Origin of the sequence: Streptomyces sp. NBC_00285, assembly GCF_036174265.1 — a bacterium.
In the GTDB taxonomy this organism is placed as follows: Bacteria; Actinomycetota; Actinomycetes; order Streptomycetales; family Streptomycetaceae; genus Streptomyces.
Genome location: NZ_CP108055.1, coordinates 3400543 through 3421365, shown reverse-complemented (window position 1 = coordinate 3421365; position 20823 = coordinate 3400543). Strand labels below are relative to the sequence as shown.

Annotated in this window: 18 protein-coding genes; 4 read left to right on the top strand and 14 right to left on the bottom strand. The window is 73.0% G+C overall.

The annotated features are described in order from the left end of the window. Positions 1-42 precede the first annotated feature (42 nt). Both OHT57_RS15790 and OHT57_RS15785 read left to right on the top strand, forming a co-directional pair. Positions 43-981: an anti-sigma factor RsbA family regulatory protein gene (locus OHT57_RS15790; protein WP_443053449.1), complete on the top strand. Its 939-nt coding sequence runs from the start codon at positions 43-45 to the stop codon at positions 979-981. 180 nt (positions 982-1161) lie between these two features. Further along, positions 1162-1785 carry a ScbR family autoregulator-binding transcription factor gene (locus OHT57_RS15785; RefSeq protein ID WP_328747047.1) on the top strand — a complete coding sequence of 208 codons (624 nt, stop codon included), beginning with the start codon at positions 1162-1164 and terminating at the stop codon, positions 1783-1785. A gap of 7 nt (positions 1786-1792) precedes the next feature. Here the strand turns inward: OHT57_RS15785 and OHT57_RS15780 are convergent, their stop codons facing one another. From OHT57_RS15780 to OHT57_RS15760, 5 genes are all read right to left on the bottom strand, one after another. Then, a complete protein-coding gene (locus OHT57_RS15780; protein WP_328747046.1) occupies positions 1793-3211 on the bottom strand; it encodes a sensor histidine kinase in 1419 nt (472 codons plus the stop codon). A 10-nt stretch (positions 3212-3221) separates the two neighbouring features. Then, complete coding sequence (locus OHT57_RS15775; protein WP_328747044.1) at positions 3222-4259, bottom strand: rod shape-determining protein; 1038 nt, start codon at positions 4257-4259, stop codon at positions 3222-3224. Between the two features lie 175 nt (positions 4260-4434). After that, on the bottom strand, positions 4435-5778 hold the full coding sequence (locus OHT57_RS15770) for a carboxyl transferase domain-containing protein (RefSeq protein ID WP_328747043.1): 1344 nt from the start codon (positions 5776-5778) through the stop codon (positions 4435-4437). Beyond that, the gene (locus tag OHT57_RS15765; protein ID WP_328747042.1) at positions 5771-7219 is read right to left on the bottom strand and encodes an acyl-CoA synthetase; all 1449 of its coding nucleotides are present in this window, start codon (positions 7217-7219) and stop codon (positions 5771-5773) included. The genes OHT57_RS15770 and OHT57_RS15765 overlap by 8 nt, the downstream gene beginning before the upstream one ends. A 63-nt stretch (positions 7220-7282) precedes the next feature. Further along, positions 7283-8161: an ATP-grasp domain-containing protein gene (locus OHT57_RS15760; protein WP_328747041.1), complete on the bottom strand. Its 879-nt coding sequence runs from the start codon at positions 8159-8161 to the stop codon at positions 7283-7285. A gap of 124 nt (positions 8162-8285) precedes the next feature. On the opposite strand from OHT57_RS15760, the gene OHT57_RS15755 reads away from it, so the two are divergent. Then, complete coding sequence (locus tag OHT57_RS15755; protein WP_328747040.1) at positions 8286-9338, top strand: MerR family transcriptional regulator; 1053 nt, start codon at positions 8286-8288, stop codon at positions 9336-9338. Positions 9339-9367: 29 nt separating this feature from the next. Then, on the top strand, positions 9368-9997 hold the full coding sequence (locus OHT57_RS15750) for an O-methyltransferase (protein ID WP_328747039.1): 630 nt from the start codon (positions 9368-9370) through the stop codon (positions 9995-9997). A 4-nt stretch (positions 9998-10001) separates the two neighbouring features. Here the strand turns inward: OHT57_RS15750 and OHT57_RS15745 are convergent, their stop codons facing one another. The 9 genes from OHT57_RS15745 to OHT57_RS15705 are packed head-to-tail and all read right to left on the bottom strand — an operon-like array spanning position 10002 to position 20812. Further along, positions 10002-10598 carry a hypothetical protein gene (locus tag OHT57_RS15745; RefSeq protein ID WP_328747037.1) on the bottom strand — a complete coding sequence of 199 codons (597 nt, stop codon included), beginning with the start codon at positions 10596-10598 and terminating at the stop codon, positions 10002-10004. After that, positions 10564-11388, bottom strand: coding sequence for an FkbM family methyltransferase (locus OHT57_RS15740; RefSeq protein ID WP_328747036.1), 825 nt, complete (start codon positions 11386-11388; stop codon positions 10564-10566). The genes OHT57_RS15745 and OHT57_RS15740 overlap by 35 nt, the downstream gene beginning before the upstream one ends. Positions 11389-11421: 33 nt before the next feature. Beyond that, complete coding sequence (locus tag OHT57_RS15735; RefSeq protein ID WP_328747035.1) at positions 11422-11649, bottom strand: Trm112 family protein; 228 nt, start codon at positions 11647-11649, stop codon at positions 11422-11424. After that, positions 11646-12551 carry a hypothetical protein gene (locus OHT57_RS15730; RefSeq protein WP_328753212.1) on the bottom strand — a complete coding sequence of 302 codons (906 nt, stop codon included), beginning with the start codon at positions 12549-12551 and terminating at the stop codon, positions 11646-11648. Before OHT57_RS15730 ends, OHT57_RS15735 begins: the two co-directional genes overlap by 4 nt. Positions 12552-12575: 24 nt before the next feature. After that, positions 12576-13313: a class I SAM-dependent methyltransferase gene (locus OHT57_RS15725; protein WP_328747034.1), complete on the bottom strand. Its 738-nt coding sequence runs from the start codon at positions 13311-13313 to the stop codon at positions 12576-12578. Continuing rightward, entirely contained in the window at positions 13310-14701 is a 1392-nt protein-coding gene (locus OHT57_RS15720; RefSeq protein ID WP_328747032.1) for a condensation protein, read from the bottom strand. Before OHT57_RS15720 ends, OHT57_RS15725 begins: the two co-directional genes overlap by 4 nt. Continuing rightward, positions 14698-18894 carry a DUF3367 domain-containing protein gene (locus OHT57_RS15715; protein ID WP_328753211.1) on the bottom strand — a complete coding sequence of 1399 codons (4197 nt, stop codon included), beginning with the start codon at positions 18892-18894 and terminating at the stop codon, positions 14698-14700. The genes OHT57_RS15720 and OHT57_RS15715 overlap by 4 nt, the downstream gene beginning before the upstream one ends. Next, positions 18891-19631 carry a class I SAM-dependent methyltransferase gene (locus OHT57_RS15710; RefSeq protein ID WP_328747031.1) on the bottom strand — a complete coding sequence of 247 codons (741 nt, stop codon included), beginning with the start codon at positions 19629-19631 and terminating at the stop codon, positions 18891-18893. The genes OHT57_RS15715 and OHT57_RS15710 overlap by 4 nt, the downstream gene beginning before the upstream one ends. Beyond that, positions 19628-20812 carry a glycosyltransferase family 4 protein gene (locus tag OHT57_RS15705; RefSeq protein WP_328747030.1) on the bottom strand — a complete coding sequence of 395 codons (1185 nt, stop codon included), beginning with the start codon at positions 20810-20812 and terminating at the stop codon, positions 19628-19630. Before OHT57_RS15705 ends, OHT57_RS15710 begins: the two co-directional genes overlap by 4 nt. Between the last annotated feature and the right edge of the window lie 11 nt (positions 20813-20823).

Sequence of the window (20823 nt, the reverse complement as noted above, 5' to 3'; positions counted from 1 at the left end):
ACAACACCGCCTTCCGGTGAGCGGGAGCGCGGTGACGCCCCGGTGAACGCAGTGACAGGGGCCGCGGATCAGTTTGTGCATCCCGCGCTCTTCTACCGCGACCAGCGCGAGTACCTCGCCGGGGTCGTGCCCTTCGTGCGCACGGCGCTCGCCGCCGGGGAGGCGGTGGCCGTGGCCGTGCCCACCGAGAACCTCCGGCTGCTGAAGGAGGAGATCGGCGCCGGGGCCGCCGTGCGGTTCCTCGACATGCGGGAGGCCGGGCGCAACCCGGGCCGGATCATCCCCAACGTGCTGCGCGCCTTCGCCGACGCCCAGCCGCCCGGCACCCGGGTGTCGATCGTCGGCGAACCCATCTGGGCGGGACGTACGGCCACCGAATACCCCGCCTGCGTCCAGCACGAGGCGCTGATCAACGCCGCCTTCCGGGGCCGTGACGCCACCATCCTGTGCCCGTACGACACCCGGCGGCTCGATCCGCAGGTCGTCGCCGACGCCTACGCCACCCACCCCGTGGTCGTCGACGCGGACTCCGGCCGGGAACGGCCGAGCGCACGGTACGACTTCGAGGCCGTGCACTCCCGCTACAACGAACCGCTGCCGCCGGCACCGGACGTGCCGGCCCACGCCTTCGTCGCCGATGTGCTCGGCGAGGCCCGGCACCTCGCCAAGGACGCGGGCGCGCGGCTCGGGCTCGTGCGGCCACGGCTCGACGACCTTGCGCTGGCCGTCGCCGAGCTGACGACCAACAGCGTGCTGCACGGCGGGGGTGCGGGCGTGCTCCGGGTGTGGGCCGAGGACGGGTACGTGGTGTGCGAGGTCCGCGACAAGGGGCAGCTCACCGACCTGCTGGCCGGGCGCCGGCCGCCCTCCCGGGACCAGCGCGGCGGCCGCGGGCTGCTCATCGTCAACCTCGTCGCCGACCTCGTCCGCGTCCACGCCGGACCCGACGGCACCACGGTCCGCTGCTGGTTCGCCTGCTGACGGGGACCCGGAGCTGTTGAGACGTGCGCGTTCGCCCCAGCCGCACGCCCGCCCGCCCGGGCGGCTTCCCCGGTCCCTTCTCCGAACCACCGTGAAAAGTACCAGTCGGTTGGTTTTTGCGGGTGTGGGGAAGGCAGACTGATCACGAGAGTCGTCGCGACACAGGCAGGGGTTGGTCGCATGGTCAGGCAGGAACGCGCGGAGGCCACCCGGTCGGCCATTCTCGACGGGGCGGCCCGCGCTTTCGACGCCGAGGGCTTCCACGGCACGTCACTCGCCGACATCGTCAAGGAGGCCGGGGTGACCAAGGGCGCGCTCTACTTCCACTTCGGTTCGAAGGAGGAGCTCGCCCAGGCCCTCATCGCCGAGCAGTTCAACGCACTGGAGCCGGTCGCGGAGGCCGGGAAGCCCGGCGTGCAGACCGTCATCGACACCGTGCACTCCATGGCCCGGCGGCTGGTGGCGGACGTCCGGGTGCGGGCCGGCATCCGACTGGTCGTCGACCGGAGCTCCAGGACGGGCATCGTCCACGAGCCCTACACACGGTGGATCGAACTCTTCCGGGAGTGCCTGGTGCAGGCACAGCGGCGCGGGGACGTGAAGGCGGACCTCGACCCCGGCCGGGTGGCCCGGCTCATCGTCGGTTCCTGGACCGGGCTGCAGCTCAGTTCCCAGGTCCTCAGCGGTCGGGCCGACCTGTCCGAGGAGACCACCCTGATGTGGGAGATGCTGCTGCCGAGCATCGTGCCGCCGCGGCGGCTGGAGCGGTTCCGCCCGGAGGGCAGCGCACTGGAGATGGCCTGAGCCGCCTTCACAGGGGCGACTGCCAGGTGACGGTCGTACCGGAGCCGGGCGAGGCGGCGGCCGTACCGGAGCGGGGTGCGGTGCCGTCGTCATGCACGGTCAGGCGTACGCCGCCGCGTCCGTCGGGCAGTCTCACCGTCGCGTCTACGCCGACGTCGACACGGGAGACGCCGGGGCGGCGGGAGGCTTCCGCGAGGGCCCGGCGCAGGGTGGCGAGGAGACGGGCGGCGACCTGCTCGGGGACGAGGGCCTCCACGGCGCCGGTGAAGACGGCGGACGGCTTGAACCCGAGCAGGGCGGCCGCTCCCGCCGTCTCCCTGAGCACCTTGCCCCGGAAGCTGGTCGGGGCGTCGGCGGGTGGCTGCTGGAGCGTGAAGATCGCCGTGCGGACCTCCTGGATCGTCGACTGGAGCTCGTCCACCGCTAGGCCGAGGCCGTCCTGGACGTCGGCGGCGGGGCAGCGCCGCTGGGTCGACTCCAGCATCATGCCGGTGGCGAACAGCCGTTGGACGACCAGGTCGTGCAGATCGCGGGCGATGCGGTCGCGGTCCTCGTACACCGCGAGCCGCTCGCGCTGGTGCCTGGCGTCGGCGAGGACCAGGGCGAGGGCGGCCTGGGAGGCGAACTGCACGGCCAGCAGCCGCTCGACGGGCGTGTACGGCCGGTCGCCGCGCCGCCGGGGGAGCGCGAGGGTGCCGATCAGTGTGCCGTCGGCCTGCAGCGGCAGCATCATGCTGGGCCCGAACCGGTGCCGTACGTGCGTGGTCATGCGGGGGTCGGTCGCCGAGTCCTCGATGAACACCGGTTCCCCGCCGAGCAGTTGCTCCAGTACCGCGCTGCCGGGCTCGATGGTCGTGCCGACGACGCCGCCGGGATCGTCGTACGTCGACGCCGTCACGATCTCCATGCCGCCCTCGGGGGTGCGCTGGAGGATGACGCCCGCGGCGGCGTCGGCGAGGATGCGGGCCTGCTCGGCGACCGTCATGAGGGCGTCGGCGGCGCTCTCCCCGGTGAGCAGCGCGGTGGTGACGGCTGCCGCGCCCTCGATCCAGCGCTCACGCCGGCAGGCGGCCTCGTAGAGCCGGGCGTTGCCGATCGCGCTGCCGGCCCGGTCGGCCAGGACGTGCAGGAGCTGTTCGTCCTCCGCCGTGAAGGCGTCCTCGCCGGCGAGGTGCAGGGTGCCGAAGACGCCGTCGTGGACCCGGATCGGCACGCTGATCCCGGCCGGCGGCGGTGGCACGGGCACCGGAGTGCGGATCGCGCTGAGCCCGTCCTGCCCGGGATCCGTCGTGTCCAGTGCCGCGCACCGGGCGCCGGTCAGCTCGGCGGCGCTGTCCACGATGTGCTGGAGGGTGGTGCGCAGGTCGAGGTCGGTACCGACGCCGAGGATCGCTTCGAGCAGGGGTGGGAGGGGGGTGTCGGGCACCGGGGGTGTCTCAGGTGGCCAGCGGGTCGAGCGACAGCGGCTCGATCCGGCCCTCCAGCATGTATCCGAGTCCCTGTACGGCGCAGACGTCGGGCCGTTCGGCGATGTGCACCGGCATCCCGGTGGCGTGCCGCAGCATCTGGTCGAGCCCGGGGAGCAGCGCGGAACCGCCGACCATCATGATCCCGCGGTCGGCGAGGTCGGCCACCAGGTCGGGCGGGCAGTTGCGCAGCACCCGGCCGATGCCGTCCAGGACGGCGGTCAGAGGGGTCTCGATCGCGTCCCGTACGGCCGCGGTGTCGACCTGCACGGAACGGGCGAGGCCGGTGGCCACGTCCCTGCCGTGGATCTCGGTGGAGGCGGGGCCCTGCGAGGTGAGACCGTTGCCGGACAGGGCGAGCTGCAGCGGTCGTACGGACTGGCTGGGCAGCATCAGCTCGTGCTCGTGACGCAGGTGCTGGACGATCGCGTGATCGACGGCCTCACCGCCGACGGGGATGCGCTCGGCGGTCACGATGGAGCCGAGCGAGAGCACGGCGACCTGGGTGGCGGCGGCCCCGCACACCATGATCATGGTGGCCTCGGGCCGCTCCACGGGCAGCCCGCAGCCGACGGCGGCGGCGATGAGGGTGTCCACGAGCTCCACGCGCCGTGCCCCGAGCCCGACGAGGGTCTCGATCGCCGCGCGCTGGGCCAGCGGGTCGGCGTCGTGCGGGGTGCAGGCGGCCGCCCGCAGGCGGGGCTTGCGGCGCAGGGCGCGGCGGACCTTGTCGCCGAGCAGGTGGCGCAGCATGCGCTGGGCCATCTCGATGTCGACGACGGTCCCGCCGGAGACGGGCCGTACGACGCGGATGTAGTCGGGGGTGCGGCCCGTCATCTTCTCGGCGAACTCACCGACCGCGATCAGCGCGCCGGTACGGGTGTTCACGGCGGCGGCCGACGGCTGGTCGACGACGAGCCCGGCCCCCTTCACGTACACCCGGGTCCTCGCCGCGCCCAGGTCGACAGCGAAATGGCAGCGGCGCAGCTGCTCCAGACTGGCGGTCATGGAGGTCCTCCCGAGAGCACAGACCGTGGGCCGCGCCGGGTGGCGGGGCTTAGTGGCATCGTGCGGGGACGGGGAAGGGGGCGCCTTTTCTGGGGGGCCGGGCGGGGTGCCGCTGAATGGGGGTTTTTGTCCTTTATGTCGGAAATAAGGCTGGCGTAAAGGTCGTGATGAAGGGTCAGCCACCCGTCTCCGACGGTCCGCTTCCCCCGCGGATCACCCCCAGCTCCGCCAGATCCTGCGGCCGGACCCGGAGTTGATCCGCCGTCGCCTCCGTCTCCTGCGGCGGCCGCTTCAGGATCGCGGCGGCGAGCTCCGGGGCGATGACGGAGAAGTAGCTGTCCGCGGTGGCGTACGTGTTCCCGGGCGCGGCCAGGGCGAGCGCGCCGCCGGAACCGCCCTCGCCGATGAGGAGGGTGGTGATCGGAGTGCGGGCGGCGGCCACCGCGGTGAACAGGTCGGCGATCGCGGCGCCCGCGCACTGCCGTTCGGCCTCGGCGTCGTTGGCGGCACCCGGGGTGTCCACCAGGGTGAGCACAGGGATGCCGAGGCGGTCCGCGAGCCGGATCAGGCGGGTGGCGGTGCGGTAGCCGGCCGGCCGGGTCGCCGTGCCGGCCTGCGCGGCGTACGCCACCGTACGGCCCTCGTGCTCGCCGAACCCGCACAGCATGCCCGGATCGGTGCCGCCGCAGCGGTCGCCGGACAGTGCCGTGCGGCGGGTGAAATAGGCGTCCAGATACGCCCCCGCGCGCGGACGCTCCGGGGAACGCGCCCGCAGCACCGCGGCCCAGCCGGTGGCCGGGAGCCCGGTGGCGCCGAGGGACGGGGGCACGGGGGCCGCCTCGGACGACGAGGACGTCAGCAGCCGCAGCCACACCCCGAGAGTCCCCCGCAGATCCTCCTGCCGTACGACCGCGTCCGCCGCCCCCGCCGCGACCTGCGCCTCCGCCGTGTACGCCGACGGGTCCGCGTCCGCAGGGCGGACCCGGGAACCGGCGAAACCGACCTGCGCGCCGGGCAGGGCCAGGATCACGTCGGCACCGGCCCCCAGGGTGGCCCAGCCGCCGCCCGTGGTGGGGTCGCGGAGCACCGCGACCTGAGGGAGCCCGGCCTCCCGGGTCAGCGCCGACTGGCGTGCCACCCGCTGGAGTTGGGTCAGCGCGAGCATGCCCTCCTGCATACGGCTGCCGCCGGTGGCCACCAACGGGACGACCGGGAGGCGGTGTTCACGGGCGAAGACGTACGCCGCCTCCAGCCGGTCACCGGTGCCCTCGCCCAGCGAACCGCCGAGGAAGCCGAACTCGAAGGCGATCAGGACGGCCCGGGTGCCCTCGATGTGCGCGGTACCGCACACGACCGACTCGGACTCGCCGGTGCGCTCGGCGGCGCGGGCGCGCGAGACGTCGTAGCCCTGCCAGGCGAGGGGGCCGTCGGGCTTCGACTGCCGTGCGGGGTAAGGGATTTCGGAGAAGTCGTCGGCGACCAGGGCGATCACCTCGCGGGCGGACAGCCGCTCAGACATGCAGCGCCCGCTTCATGATCTTCCCCATGTCGTTGCGGGGGAGGGCGGTCAGCAGGTGGACGACCCGGGGGCGCTTGTGCGGGGCGAGACGGCCCGCCACATGCTCCGCCAACTCCCGCAGGGACGGCGGCGATCGGTGATCCGCCGGGACGATCCACGCCACGATCCGCTCACCCAGGTCCGGATCCGGCTCCCCGGTCACGGCCGCCTCCCGCACCCCCGGGTGCTCAAGGAGCGCGTTCTCGATCTCGCCCGCCCCGATCTTGTACCCCCCGCTCTTGATCAGGTCGGTGGCCTTCCGGCCGACGATACGCACGTACCCGTCCGGATCCCGCACGGCCATGTCCCCGGTACGGAACCAGCCGTCCGCCGTGAACGCCCCCGCCGTCGCGTCCGGCCGGTTGAGGTACCCGGTGAACAGGTTCGCGCCGCGCACCTGGATCTCGCCCACCGTCTCGCCGTCGTACGACGTGATCGGCGCCCCGTCCTCCTCCACGAGCCGCAGCTCCACCCCCGGCAGCGGCAGGCCCACGGTCCCGGCACGCGGTTCACCGTCCACGCGCACACTTGTGTTCATCAGAGTCTCTGTCATGCCGTAGCGCTCCACGACCCGGCGGCCGGTCGCGGCCGCGATGCGCTCGTGGTCGTGCACGGGGAGCGCCGCCGAGCCGGAGACCAGCAGCCGGGCCGCGCTCAGCGCTTTCACCAACTCCCGGTCCTCCGCCAGGGTTTCGGCGATCCGGTGGTACATCGTCGGCACGCCGAACAGCATGGTCGCGCCGTCGTTCAGCTCCCGGGCCACACCCTCCGTGCTGAACCGGCCGAGGTGACGGACCGAGCCGCCGCGGCGGAGCGGGCCGAGGATGCCGAGGACCAGACCGTGCACATGGAACAGCGGGAGCCCGTGCACCAGGACGTCGTCCGACGTCCACTGCCAGGCGTCCGCGAGCGCGTCCAGGGTGGCGGCGACGGCCCGGCGGGGGAGCACGGCGCCCTTCGGCGGGCCGGTGGTGCCGGAGGTGTAGACGACCAGGGCGGGGTCCTCGCCGTCCTGCGCGCGGGGCTCGGAGGCCGTGCCGCCGGTGCCGTGCACGTCGATGTCGATGCGCTCCAACCCCCTTGCGGCTGAAGGGAGTTCGGCGCCAGGTGCGGCGAGCAGCAGACCGGGCGCGCTGTCGCTCAGGATGTGCCCGAGCTCCTTCTCCCCCGACTTCGGGTTGAGCGGCACGGCGGCGACACCGGCCTCCAGCGCCGCCACCACGGCGACCGCGGTCTCCAGCTCCGGTGTCGCCCAGACGGCCACCCGGTCGTACCGCGCGAGACGGGCCGCCAGCGCGCCGCTCGCCGTGGCGAGTTCCGCGTACGTCAGGGAACGGTCGCCGAACCGCAGGGCTACCCGCCCCGCCGAGTCGCCGGTCAGGGCCGGGAAGAGAGAGGGCACGCGTCGTACTCCTTCAACTGTCGTTGCTCCACTGCCTACCACGCATGCCGCGCCGGACGGGCCCTACCGCCTCGCAGCCGCCAGGAGGATGTCCACCACCGGCCCCACCGACTCCGGGTGCAGGAACAGGAAAAGGTTCGGCTCGACCAACTCCAGTTCCATCACCCGCGGCTGCCCGTCGTCCCCGTCGACGAGGTCCACGCGCGCGTACAGCAACTCCGACGCGTTCGGCACGGCGGCCAGGGCGCGCTCGGCGACCTCGCGTTCGGCCGGGGTCGGCGTCCACGGCTCAAGGCCCGGGTGGGCGACCTTGTCCGCGTCGAAGGCCGTGTCAGGACTGAGGACGGCCCGCTTACGGCTGGCGTGCAGGAGCCGGCCCCCGAAGAACTGGAGCGCCCGCTCACCGCCCGCGTCGATGCCCCGCATGTACGGCTGCACCATCGCCGTGAGCCCCTCCGCGTGCATCCGCTCCAGATGCCGTACGGCGGTCTTGTGCTGTCCGGGTCCGGGCGCGTACCGCGCGGCATACCGCGCCCCCGCCCCCGAGGTGGGCTTGACGACGTACTCCTGCCCCTCGGGCAGCGACACCGGATCGCCGGGCGCGAGATAGCGCGTCGGCACCACCGGCACCCCCGCCTCCGCGAGCTCTCCGAGGTACCGCTTGTCGGTGTTCCAGCGCACGACCTCCGCCGGGTTGGCGAGCCGTGTCACCTTGCCGCACCGCCGCGCCCACGCCACGAACTCGTCCGCCCGCCAGCTGTAGTCCCAGGTGGACCGGATGACGGCAAGGTCGTACCCGCCCCAGTCGACGTCGCCGTCGTCCCAGAACACGGCGTCCGCCTCGGCGCCGGCCTCGCGCAGGGCGGCCACCAGCACCGGCAGGTCGGCGTCCTTGCTGGGCTGCGGTCGGGGGTCGTAGGTGACCAGGGCGACTCGGGGCACGGCGGATTCCTTTCCCATACGGCTGGACCTGCAGGCTAACCGCCGCGGAGGAAACCACGGGCCTCCCTTTACCTTCCCCCTCGGTGAACCCCCACCATCGAGGACGAGGAACGGAGGAGACCGTATGGAGTGGCTGACGATCGGGGTCTTCGCGCGGGCGTGCCGCCTGTCACCGAAGGCGTTGCGGCTCTACGACGAGCTGGAGCTGCTGCGTCCGGCCCGCGTCGACCCGGAGACGGGCTACCGCTACTACACCCCGGCCCAGCTGGAGCAGGCCCGCCTGGTGGCGTGGCTGCGGCGACTCGGCATGCCGCTGGCCCGGATCCGCACGGTGTGCGCCCTCCCGCCCGCTGCCGCCGCCGTCGAGATCCGCGCGTACTGGGCGCAGGTGGAGACGGACACGGCCGTACGCCGGGACCTCGCCGCGTTCCTCGTCGAAGAGCTGACGGCGGCACCGAGGAAGGACACCACCGTGCTCGAACTGCGTTACTCCGCCCACTCGGACCCCGGCCTGGTCCGGCCCGCCAACCAGGACACCGCCTACGCGGGTGCCCGCCTCCTCGCGGTCGCCGACGGATACGGCCCGGCCGGCGCCCCCGCCAGCAGTGCGGCGGTGGCGGCACTGCGGTTCCTGGACACCGGCGAGCTCCCCGGCGGCAACGTCCTCAACCTCCTGGCCGACGCCGTGCACGGGGCGACCGAGGCGGTACGGGACGTGGCCGCGGGCAACGACGAGAACGGCACCACCCTGACCGCCCTGCTGTGGACCGGCTCCCGCCTCGCCCTGGTCCACATCGGCGACTCCCGGGCCTACCTGCTGCGCGGCGGTGCCCTCTTCCGCATCACCCACGACCACACGGTGGTCCAGTCACTGATCGACGAGGGCCGTCTGACCGCGGAGGAGGCCGTCACCCATCCCCGGCGGGCGCTGCTCCTCAAGGCCCTCACCACCGGCACCCCGGACCTGCGACTGCACGACGCCGAACCCGGCGACCGCTACCTCCTGTGCTCCGACGGCCTCTGCGCCGTCGTCCCCGACGCCACCATCCGCGACCTCCTCACCGCCTCGCCCGCCCCCGAAGCGGCTGTCCACTCCCTGGTCGCCGGCGCGAACGCCGCCGGCGGCCCGGACAACGTCAGTTGCGTGGTGGCGGACGTGGTGGAGACAGCGCCCTGACGCCCTCGCCGCGAGGCACAATCACGGCCATGTCGATCTCCGGAACGGACGCGTACGACAACGAACCCCACCTGCCCCCGCTGGTCGGCCGAGCCCTCGCTGCGGCCCGCGCCCACGGCTTCCCCTACTCCTGCCGTCCCGAACAGGGCCGCCTGCTGCACGCGTTGGCGGGCGGGGCCCGGGGCCGGGTGGGGGAGACGGGCACCGGCTGCGGGGTGGGCCTCGCGTGGCTGGCCTCGGGAGCGCGTGCGGGCGTACGGCTGATCGGTGTCGAGCGGGACCCGGGCCGGGCGCGGGTGGCCGCGGAGGTCTTCGCCGACCGTCCCGACGTGCGGATCCTCCACGACGACTGGCGCCGCATCGAGGACCACGGCCCCTACGACGTCCTGGTCCTCGACGGCGGCGGCACCGGCAAGACCCCCGACGACCCCCCGGCCGACCCGGCCCGTCTCCTCACCCCCGGCGGCAGGATCGTGATCGACGACTTCACCCCGGCGACGGACTGGCCGCCCAGACACGAAGGTTCGGTGGACCGGCCCCGCATGGAGTGGCTGCGGCACCCCGCCCTGGACACGATCGAGATCCCCCTGGCCGCCGACCTGGCCACCCTCGTGGGCACCCGACACCGAACCACCGGGCCGGCCCGGGACGACCGGTAGGCGCTCAGCGCACCGTCAGTCGTTGCAGCAGGCCCCAGGTGAACTCGGCCACCACCTCGTGCCGTACGCCCTCCGCGTCCGGTGCCGTGAACGTCAGGCCCCAGCGGGTCGGGGCCGTGCCCTCCAGGGGTCGGGCCGGGGCGAAGGCGCGGGCCGCCTCGTCGACCGTGCAGGACCAGGGGGTGAGGTCGGCGAGGGTGCGCAGGTCGGGGCCCTCGGCTCCCGGCGCGCGGATCAGCCACTCGTTCCAGACTGCGCCGGTCGGCGAGAGGAGCACCTCGAAGCGGAGGTCGGCCCAGAGCGGAACGGGCCAGAGCCATGCCTCGCACTCCAGGTCGCCGATCTTCCGGGTCAGGACGGTCTCGGGGGTGCCGAGGACCGAGCGGTACCGGGAGGTGGCGGCGCGGGACCGCGGAGAGCGGACCATGGCCTGCCATCGCCTGTTGGCCTCCCGCATGTCCGCGACCGAGACGCCCAGGAGGTGCCGGGCGTCCTCCACCGGGCCCGGGTTGTGGTCGGCCATGCGGCGCAGCAGGACCAGCTGGAAGTCGTGGACGGTGAAGGGACTAGCCGGGGGCTTTCCGGAGGGCATGCTCCCCATCGTCCCCCACGGCACTGACACCGGGGCGGCGGCCGTCGGGCAGGAAGAGGACCGAGTTGACGTACCGAGGGCGGTGCAGGAAGGGCAGGACCCGGCGCAGGAGGCCCTGGGCGACCACGTACGAGGCTGTCTCCTGGTGCGCCTCCAGCGGGAAGCCGGCCAGCGGCACCCAGGTGGCGCGGGGCAGCACCCAGCCGTCGTAGCCGAGCAGGGACAGATAGGTCACCACCGGGCCGATCGGCTGGATGCGGGACTCCAGCTCGACGAAGAGCGCGGGCCGGTCACGCGCGAGGATGCCGGTCGCCCCGCGCAGCACCGCCAGCTCGCTGCCGTCCACGTCGATCTTGATGAAGCCGACGTCCTTCAGGACCAGTTCGTCCAGCGTGACGCAGCGGACGTCCAGTGCCCGGCCGTGGATGTCGCGCCGGACCAGGGAGGACACCCCGCGGTCGCCCGCGTCGTCCGGCGGCAGCCACAGCCGGGCGGTGCCGGGCCGGTCCGTGGCGGCGGCCTGGACGACCCGGACGTTCGCCGGGGCCGCCGAGGTCAGCAGCCGGGCCAGATGGGGCACCGGCTCGACCGTCACCACCTGCCGCGCCCGGCCGGCCAGCCGGCGTGTCCACGGCCCGTACCAGCCGCCCACGTCGACCGCCGTCCCGCAGTCCGCCGGGCACAGCTCGTCGAGCCGCGCGAGCTCCGGCTCGAAGCGCGGGTAGACGGCCCGGGCGGCCGCCGCGACCAGACGGGTGGGCAGGAAGGGCGCTAACCGTGCCGCCAGCGTGGTCGTCATGTAGTCGTCCCTCTCACGGGGTTCCTCCGGGGCTCACGGAGCCATCCTCTTCAGGAGCTCTTCGTGTTCGTCGTCCGAGACCTGCTCCCCGGAGGACGGCAGCAGCTGCGGGATGCCGTCGACGACCGGGTAGCGGCGGTGCAGCCGCGGGTTGTACAGGGCTTCCTCGGCGGACGCCGACCCGTTCGGCGGTACGAGGTGCAGGGGGCCCTTGTCGAGCGGGCAGGCCAGGATCTCCAGCAGCGGGTCGTCGGGATTCATGGGGGTGTCAACTCCTTGGCACCTACGGGAGGTTTGGGCGCCGGATCGTGCTTGGGCATGGCCAGCAGTACGGCGACGGCGAGTACCGTCCCCGCGAGGCGCAGCGCGAGCCGCACCGGGTCGTGGGGCAGGGACTCGCCGAACGAGAGCGTGCCGAGCACCGCTGTGTACAGGCAGGTCACCGTCGTGCACACCGGCACGATCAGCGAGGCCCGGCAGCGCTGCAGCGCCGCCTGTGACATCACCAGACCGAACGCTCCGGTGAACAACAGGAGATACGGATACGGGGACCTCAAAAGTTCAAGTACCGCTCCACCCAATCCAGTTGACGACAGATAACTCGACACGCCCTTGATCGCGAGCGAGCTGACCCCGTACAGCAGGCCCACCGCCACGCCGTACTCGACGCCGGTCGTCGGCATCCGGTGCCGGTGCCGGGTACGCCGCTCGGCGGACCCGTACAGCCACACGCCCGCCGCCAGCGACGGCACGCACACCAGCAGGATCAGCGGATACGGGGCGTCCCGGCTGACGTGGTCCGAACCCTCCTTCAGGGAGAGGACGACCATGAGCAGCGCGGCGAGGATGGCACCCAGCGCGTACCGCTCCCGCCCACTCGTCTCCTCGCCCAGCAGCCGCGACGACAGCAGGACCAGCAGCACCAGACCGGAGACGAAGATGCCCTGCGCGGCCGCGATCGGCAGCGTCCGGTAGACCGCGAGCTGCGCCCCGAACCCGGCGGCCAGCGACAGCGAACCGCCGATCCAGAGCGGGCTCCTGAGGACGAGCCCCAGCAGCTTGGCGGGGTGCCGGATCGACACCTCGGGCAGGGCGGTGAGAGCCCTTTTCTCCAGGACGAAGCCGACGCTGTACAGGGTGTTCGCCAACAGGGCCGCCGCCACTCCCCACCACATGGCCCGGGCCCCCTAGGTCTTCCGTGCGTGCAGCAGCAGGATCGACGCGAGCGACGGTCTGGCACACGCCAGCCGGTCCAGGCCCCGCAGCACCCGCGGCACACCGTGGAAGGGCGCCCCTTCCAGCCGTACGACGTCGAAGCCGGCCGCGGCCACGAACTCCCGCAGCGCGCGTGCCGTGTAGAGCCGCAGATGCCCCACGACCTCCCGTCCCGGCCTGCCGTGGATCGCCCGCAGGCTGACCTCCGAGAACACCGGCTGGACACCGGCCAGCAGGAGTCCGCGGTTGTACCAGGCCGCCAAGTTCGGGGTGGACAGCATGAGATGGCCTCCGGGGCGCAGGATGCGGCGGATCTCGTCCAGCGCGGCGTCCGGGTCGACGAGATGCTCGACGACCTCGCTGAACAGCACGGCGTCGACGGACGAGGACGCGAACGGCAGCCCGGAGCCGGTGAGTTCGCCCCGGACGGCGTACGGCAGCCGGGTGCGGGCACGTTTGAGGGCGTCCTGGGACCAGTCGACGCCGACGATCCGGTGGCCGGTGAGCAGGGGGGCCGCGGTGGCGGCCGCGGTGCCGTCGCCGCAGCCGATGTCGAGGACGGTGCGCCGGTTCCTGCCGGGGGTTCCGAGGGCCGCGGCCAGCATGCGGGCCTGGCGCAGGGAGCGGGGGGTGCCGGAGGCGACGGGGACGGCAGGATCCTCGTAGAAGTCGCGCAGGCCGCTGCGGCGCGGGGGTGCGGTGGTGTTCACGGGGCCACCTCCGTGGCGTGCAGACAGTGCTCGAACAGGTCCCTGAGGTGGGCGCCGTCACCGTGGCCGAGCAGGGACCGTGACCAGCGCAGGGCGAGATGCAGCCGGCCCGCGGTCGAGGCGGTCGTGACGGTGAGGCCGCGGGGCATCCGGGCGGGCGCCGAGAACCACACGGCGTGCGCGCGACCGGCCTCCTCGCCGAAGTCCAGCGGGTACGGGACGCGGCCGATGTTGCTGAGCAGGGTGGTCGAGGTCCAGGGTGCCGCCGCGCTTCGCAGGCCCCTGGTGAGCGCCGCCCGCCAGGCCACCGGGGTGACCGGGGCGGTGAGCAGGTGCGCGCCGTGCCCGAGTTGCGGGCGGGGGAGGGACTTGAGGGCTCGGGTGCGTTGCGCCGTGCGGCGCAGAAGCGCGGGCATGCCGGCGGGGGCGTGTGCCAACTCATCGGGTGAGAAGGGGACTTCGACCAGCCGGGTGCCGTTTCCTATCGGCATTGTCGCGTCCCTGGGGCGGTCGTCCACGGGCATGGTGATGCGCAGGGGGCGGGGAGCCGCGCCGTGTTCCCTGTTCCAGTGGGTGAGGGTCAGGGCCGTGGTGACCATGAGCTGGTCGTTGACCGTGTAGGGGGAGCCCTTGGGGCGGTGGGGGAGGGGGAGTTCGGTGACGAGGAGACCGTTGCCGGGGGACGGTTCGGGACTGCCCTGTGCCACGCGGGCGGGGCGGGCCCAGTTGGAGGGGGTGTCCTCAGGGGGTGCCGGGGGGTCGGGGGCGCGGGTGGGGGCCGGGGTGGGGGAGTTGTCCCGGCCGCCGTAGATCTCGGCGGCTGTGGCGAGGATGCGGAGACAGGCGGGGCCGTCGAGGGCGGTGTGGTTGATGGTGAGGAAGAGGACGGTTGTGTTTTGGGTGCGGCTGAGTGGGGGCTGCTCGCGCCCCGCGGCGGAGCCGCTTGTCGATACCGCCCCGCGCCCCTGAAAAGGTGGGTGCAGGCCGACTGCGTCCGACGCTTCGCTGCCCTCCACCGGTCCGGCCCCTTCCACCACCTCCAGCCGTATCGGCGGCGACAGCGACAGGGGTGGAGCCTCCTCCAGGGCGCGTGTCCGCGCGTCCCGCAGGGCGTTGCGGCCCGGGGCCGGGAAACTCACCACCTCCACATCCGGCTCCGCCGTCAGCTCCCACTCGTACCGTCGCCGGTACCAGCCCCCCGCCACCTCCCGCATCAGGATCCGCGGATGCCGGTGCAGGGCCTCCACGAACGCCTTCCGGAGCCGCGCCTGGTCCAGCCGGCCCGGCAGGTGCACCTCGATGTGGACCGTCTCCGGTTCCTCCTCCTGAAGGCAGTGCCGGGAGATCTCGTCCACCACGGGGAACGGGATGCGCCTCGGTGGGGTCATGTCGGTTCCGCCCTCCCCTTGCTCACCTCGACCGGCGGCAGTTGCTGCGTCGGCGCCTCGGGACCGGCGGCCTCCGCGGACTCCCGCACACTCACCAGTCCCGCGAACAGACCGATCAGCGCCAGCAGTTGGGCCACATGCCCGAACGCCCCGTGCCCCGCGCCCACCGGCTCGCCCGCCCCTGTCGCAGCGGCGATCCCCGCCCCCGCGAGGGCGACGAAGGCGATCGGCACCAGCAGTGCGTGCCGTCGGTACGCGAGCAGCGCCAACGCCGGGACCAGCAGGGCGAACCAGCCCGCGATCACCACGCCCACCAGCGTGAGCGCCACCGTCCCGAGCCACAGCCCGGGCGCCGGAGGCATCCGCTGCGGCTCGTCGGGGTTCGGGGACCGCCTGCGCCACAGCACGAGCCCCACCAGCACGGCCAACGCGACCCCGCTGCCGATCAGCGCCCCGTCGTACGTCGTCGCGGGCTCGTACGACAGCTTCAGCGTGCCGCCCGCCCCGGCGGGGACCCGCCAGCCCTGCTGCCAGCCGTCGAGGCGTACCGGCGACAGGGACTTGCCGTTCAGCGTGGCCTTCCAGCCGTCGTTGTAGTTCTCGTACGTCGTGAGGTACGAGGCCGCCCCCGAGCCCACGCTCACCTCGCGCCTGTCGCCCAGCCAGTCCTTGATCTGCAACTCACGGGTGAGCGAGGTGGGTTCGGCGATCGTGCCGCGGGTCAGCGTGACGGCGGTCAGGGTGAGCGGCCCGGCGTCCCCGCCCTCGACCACGTGCTCCCCGGAGGCCAGGGACAACTCGGCCCCGGACCTGGGTCCCTGACAGAGCGTCACCTTCACCGGCCGCCGTTCCGTCAGGTCCCGGATCAGGCCCGACACGCCGGTCTGGAACAGCTTCCCGTCGACCGCCACCACCGGTCCCCGGCCGCACGGCAACGAGAACGTCCGGGTGGCCTTCGGCTGCGGGGTCCGGTACTGGTCGAGAGCCGGGAGGTACGCCTCCGTGAGCCCCACCGGCAGTTGCAGATCCTCGTCGGCGACCGGGTTGTGCAGGACCAGCGGGGCCGTCTCGGTGATCGTGATGTCGAGGCGGTCGGTGGTGATCGCGGGGAAGCGCACCACCCCGTTCTCGTCGACCCCGGCGACCGTCGAGCCGTCGGGCGAGCTGATGTCCACCTCGGTGGGCCGGGTGGACAGCCCGCCGGCGGGTGCCAGCACCAACTCCGAGATGGGCTGTTTGCCGTCCCAGCTGAGGTGGATGGTGGGGCGGTCGCCGGCGATCCAGGCCGTCGTGAGGTCGCCGTCGGTGAGGTTGCGGGCGGACAGACCCGCACCGAGGGCCGCCGTGGAGTCGGCCGTCGCCGTGATGCGGTTGCGCTGGTCCGGGGCGACCTCGTACAGCAGTTTGTCGAGTTCCTCCCCGCTCACCGGCACCGCGCTCGCCTGCACCGCGTACGTTCCCGCGGTCGCCGTCGCGAAGCGGCGGTGCAGGCCCGCCTCGGTGCCGGTCGGGGAGATCCCGGCCGGGTCGGGCACCCGGTGCAGGGAGACGATCTCGGCGGCCGAGTCCGAGGTGTCCGCGTCGGTCGGCAGCCGCAGCAGCCGGGTCACCTGCACCTGCGGCAGGGTGATCTCGGAGAACCCGGCACCGGCGAGACCGGTCCGCCGCGCCACCGAGTCGACGATCGTCAGCTTCATCCAACCCGTCGCCCCCGCAGGGGCTTTGATGCGCTGTGCGGAGCCGTCGGCCCGCAGGAAGCTGGTCGCCGACCCCTTCTCCGTCTCCACCCGCACCTTCGTCGGGGCCGACCGCACGCTCTCCTGCGGCAACGGCGTCACCTTGAACGACGAGGGCATGTCGTAGGCGGGATCCGAGAACCCGATCCGCAGCCACTGCCCGTCCGGCGAGCCCGCCACGCCCTCCGTCCACGCGGTGTCCGGGTTGCCGTCGAAGGCGTTGACCGGGTCGAACTGCGGGAGATGGAACAGCCAGTTGCCGTACGACGACGCGCTCACCGAGTCGGCGCCGCGCAGTTCGGCCACCGTCTGGTGGTCGAGGCCCTTCTCCGGCAGGATCTGGTGCGGTTTCTCCCCGGCGTCCTGGGCGGCCCCGGGCGCGTTGCGCTCGTCGCTCGTGTACGTGTACGACGTGTTCGCGTTGACGAGCCCGAACCGGGTGTCCGCGCGCCGCAGTCCGTCGCCGACGATCTGGAGCGACGGGGTGCCGAGCCCCGGATGGTTGTCGCCCGTCAACACCGTTGCCCGGCCCCGCAGTTCGGTGGCCAGCGGAAGCAGGGACTCGGGTCCGCCGGACACCTGGGCGGTGTCGGCGACCGGCAGCAGCCCGGCCTGTCCGGGCCGTGGTACCCCCGAGGACTCCACCGGCCGGTAGATCTCCACCGCGCGCTGCCTCGGATACAGCCCCTCGATCTGGAGCGGGGTGTCGTGCGCGATCACACCGCCCGTCATGAGGGGCCCGAGGCCCGTCACCCGCTCGTAGCCGGACTGCTCCAGGGACCGCTTGACGACCGAGGACGACACGGCGCCGATCTGGTCGGGGTCGAGGTCGTTGCGGACGACGACGTAGTAGACGCCGGCCCGGCTCAGGTAGTCGGCCAGCCCCGGGATGTCGCCGCCCGTCATCAGCGCCTGCTCGACCGCGTCCGTCGTGCGCCGGTTGCCCGGGGTGCCGAAGGGGACGTAGTCGCGTTGCGCCCAGCGGGACTCGGCGAGCACGTCGAGGGGCTGGTCGATGGGGGAGCCCCAGGTGTAGATGCCGTGCGCGGTCGCCGGGACGACGAGGGCACGTGAGTCCGGGGAGTACCTGTCCAGCCAGTCGGCCGTGGTGTGCCAGTACTTGGGCAGCTCCTGGAAGGAACCCGGGTTCAGGATCGAGCCGTTGAGGTAGGGCCACATCAGCCCGGGCAGGACCAGGACGGCCGCGACCAGCGGGGCGTACCGGCGGCCTCTGAACTCACGTGCCCCGCGCGGCTCGGCGGCCACCCCCACCAGGTGGGCGAGGCCCAGCACCAGTGCGAGCGCCAGCCCCGGCTGGAACTTGTAGATGTTGCGGAAGGGGGCGAGGGAGCCGTTCAGCCAGTCCTGCACGAGCCCGTGGAAGGGGGCGCCGAACGCGCCGCCGTACCCCGCGAGCAGCACCAGGACGGCCGTCAGCGCGGTCAGCACCAGCCATCGCCGCTCCGGCATGTCCCGGCGCGCCAGGCCCGCGAGACCGAGGCCGGCGGCGAACGCCGAACACACGATGACGATCACGGAGGACGCCACGGTCCAGCCGGCCGGCAGCCACGCCTGTCCCAGGTGCAGATAGGCGACCCAGTTCCCGCCGCCGCGCAGGGCCTCCGTCGCCGACATGGTCTCGGTGGTGGTCCGCGCGTTCTCGACGTAGGGCAGGAAGTTCTCGCCGTAGAACCCGAGCAGCAGCAGCGGGATGACCCACCAGGCGGTCGCCAGGATCACGCCCGGCACCCACCAGGCGATCAGTTTGCGCTGCCGTGGGCCGGGCGGCCGGGAGAGGAGGTACAGCCCGACGGGGAGCAGACAGGCCAGGGTGGAGGCCCCGTTCACCCCGCCCATGAACGGGATGACCAGTGCCGAGCGCAGGGCGGCGATCCGGGCGCTGTGGCGCTCGTTCGTCAGCGGCAGCAGCACCCAGGGCAGGAAGGCGCCGGGCAGCGCGGCCGCGGACGTCGAGCCGACGACGATGGTGAAGGTCGGCCACAGCGCGTACGCGGCGGCGGCGATCAGCCGGGACGTGCCGTTGCCCACGCGCAGCCGCTCGGCCAGTCGGAGCGCGCCCCAGAAGGCCACCGACACGACCAGTGACAGCCACAGCCGTTCCACCAGCCACACCGGCAGCTGCACGGCGTGGCCCAGCCAGTAGAACGGCAGCATCGGCCACAGATAGCCGACGTACTGGTCCTGGATCCCGCCGAAGGACCCCTGGTCGTGCCACAGCTGTCCGAGATCGGCGAGGAACCGGCCCGGATCGACGCTCACACCCAGCTTGGTGTCGAAGGTCTGCCGCCCCGGATGCACCGCGAGGAACAGCACGAGGACCACGGCCCAGAACCCCAGCAGCCAGCGCCGCGACCGCGGGCCCTCCGGCGGGCCCGACCTGGTCGCGGTGGTGGGAACGGCCGCCGGAGGAGGGGCCTGGACCGTGGACGTCGTCATGGTGGACACCGCCGGAGGATGAGGAGGAGGTTCCAGGTGGCCACCTCACGGATGCCGGGAGCCCGGACGACGGTCTCCGCGAGGAAGGGCCAGTAGCGGGAGCGCGCCGAGACGACCGTGACGTCGTCGCGGGCGCGCACCTGCCGCAGGGTCGGGCCGATGTGCACGGCGAACAGGTTCTCGCCGAGGGTGTGCTTGGCGGCCTTTCCGGTACGGCGCCGATAGCGGGACCGGGCCCGTTCGGCACCCAGGTAGTGCCAGGGCGCCCACTCGTGACCGCCCCACGGGGACAGCCAGTTGGTGAACGACACGTAGATCAGCCCGCCGGGTCGGGTGACGCGGATGAGTTCGCTGAGGAAGGTCTGCGGATCGGCCACGTGCTCAAGGACGTTGGAGGAGAAGGTGACGTCCGCGGCCGCGTCCCGCAGGGGGAGCAGATAGCCGTCGGCGATCACGGTGGAGTCGGGTGGTTTCTCTCCCAGTTCCCTCGCGTCGGGCTCGAAGAGATGGGCCAGGGCGCCGCGTCTGCGGAACTCCTCGGTGAAGTACCCGCTCCCGCCGCCGACGTCGACGACGGTACGACCGGCGACGGGCCCGTCGTAGGCCTCGACCTGGTCGACGGCGTCCCGGGCCAGGAGCGCGTAGCAGGACTCGGGATCGTCCTGCTCATGGAGAAAGGCCCGGAAGAGCGTGAGGGAACGCCGCAGGGAGGGGTCCTTCGCCCGAGGTCGCGTCACGGTCCCCAGCCCCTCACCGCCTCGGCGGCCACGGCCCGGAACTGTCTGACGGTCCGATGCCACCGGAACCGGGCAGCCTGGTCGCGGGCGGCCTTGCCCATCGCCGCACGGCGGTTCCCCGACAGGGCGAGCGTGCACCAGGCGGCGGCGAACGAGGACTCGCCCTGCGCGAGCACGCCGGTCTCCCCGTCCACGACGGAGTCCCGCAGTCCGGGCACGTCGAAGGCGATGGTCGGCGTCCGGCGGGTCGCGGCCTCGGTGACGACCAGCCCCCAGCCCTCCACGGCGGACGGATGCAGCAGCAGCCAGGCCGCACAGAGCAGCCGGTGCTTCTCCGCCTCCGACACATGCCCGGTGAACTCCACGCCGGGGCCCGCGAGTTGCTGCAGGCGCTGCCGTTCGGGTCCGTCCCCGACGATCACCAGCCGGCCGCCGGTCACGGGTCGCACCCGCTCCCACAGTCTCAGCAGCAGATCGATCCGTTTGTACTCGACGAGTCTGCCCACGGCCACGAACAGCGGCTCGGGCGAGCGCTCGGTGAGGGGGCCCGGCTCCTCGACCCCGTTGTGCACGACGCGGATACGGTCCCGTTCGACACCGATCGCCCGCAGCGCATGGGCGGTCGACGGGGAGACGGCGACCAGCAGGCCCCGGTCCCGGACCGCCGCACCGGCCAGCGCCCAGTGTTCGAGTCTTCGGCCGATCCGGGCGGCCGGGGCCAGGGGCCCGCCGAACCGCATCGACCACAGGTCGGTGTGCACATGGTTGACCAGGCACAGGGTGGGGCCGCGATGCCACAGGGGCGCGAGGTACGGCATGCCGTTGCACACCTCCACCAGCAGGTCGGTCTCGCCGACCTGGCGGGCGAAGGCCGTACGGGCGCGCAGGTAGTGGCCGAACTCGCCGCCCGCCGACACGACGCGGTAGTCCCGGTAGGAGGCCGGGCCGCCGCACAGCAGGGTCACCTGGTGGCCGAGCCGGGTCAGTCCGTCGGCGAGACGGTCGACGAGCAGCTCCGAGCCGCCGGCGGCCGGGTTGCCGAGGTCACGGTGGGCGAGAAAAACGATTCGGCGCGGAGGTGGGGGAAGCGCCGAGGGATGCTGTGCGCTGTGCGGTGAGGGTTGCCGCTGCGACGCCTGGGGTGGCGACGTGTGCAGCAGATGGGGCACGTGCTGGGGCATGGGTGCTCCAA

Excerpts from the sequence above, each read along its gene's own strand:
- OHT57_RS15785 (WP_328747047.1), top strand. The coding sequence starts at position 1,162 with ATGGTCAGGCAGGAACGCGCGGAGGCCACCCGGTCGGCCATTCTCGAC.
- OHT57_RS15775 (WP_328747044.1), bottom strand. The coding sequence starts at position 4,259 with ATGACCGCCAGTCTGGAGCAGCTGCGCCGCTGCCATTTCGCTGTCGAC.
- OHT57_RS15770 (WP_328747043.1), bottom strand. The coding sequence starts at position 5,778 with ATGTCTGAGCGGCTGTCCGCCCGCGAGGTGATCGCCCTGGTCGCCGAC.
- OHT57_RS15755 (WP_328747040.1), top strand. The coding sequence starts at position 8,286 with ATGGAGTGGCTGACGATCGGGGTCTTCGCGCGGGCGTGCCGCCTGTCA.
- OHT57_RS15750 (WP_328747039.1), top strand. The coding sequence starts at position 9,368 with ATGTCGATCTCCGGAACGGACGCGTACGACAACGAACCCCACCTGCCC.
- OHT57_RS15745 (WP_328747037.1), bottom strand. The coding sequence starts at position 10,598 with ATGGGGAGCATGCCCTCCGGAAAGCCCCCGGCTAGTCCCTTCACCGTC.
- OHT57_RS15740 (WP_328747036.1), bottom strand. The coding sequence starts at position 11,388 with ATGACGACCACGCTGGCGGCACGGTTAGCGCCCTTCCTGCCCACCCGT.
- OHT57_RS15735 (WP_328747035.1), bottom strand. The coding sequence starts at position 11,649 with ATGAATCCCGACGACCCGCTGCTGGAGATCCTGGCCTGCCCGCTCGAC.
- OHT57_RS15720 (WP_328747032.1), bottom strand. The coding sequence starts at position 14,701 with ATGACCCCACCGAGGCGCATCCCGTTCCCCGTGGTGGACGAGATCTCC.
- OHT57_RS15715 (WP_328753211.1), bottom strand. The coding sequence starts at position 18,894 with ATGACGACGTCCACGGTCCAGGCCCCTCCTCCGGCGGCCGTTCCCACC.
- OHT57_RS15705 (WP_328747030.1), bottom strand. The coding sequence starts at position 20,812 with ATGCCCCAGCACGTGCCCCATCTGCTGCACACGTCGCCACCCCAGGCG.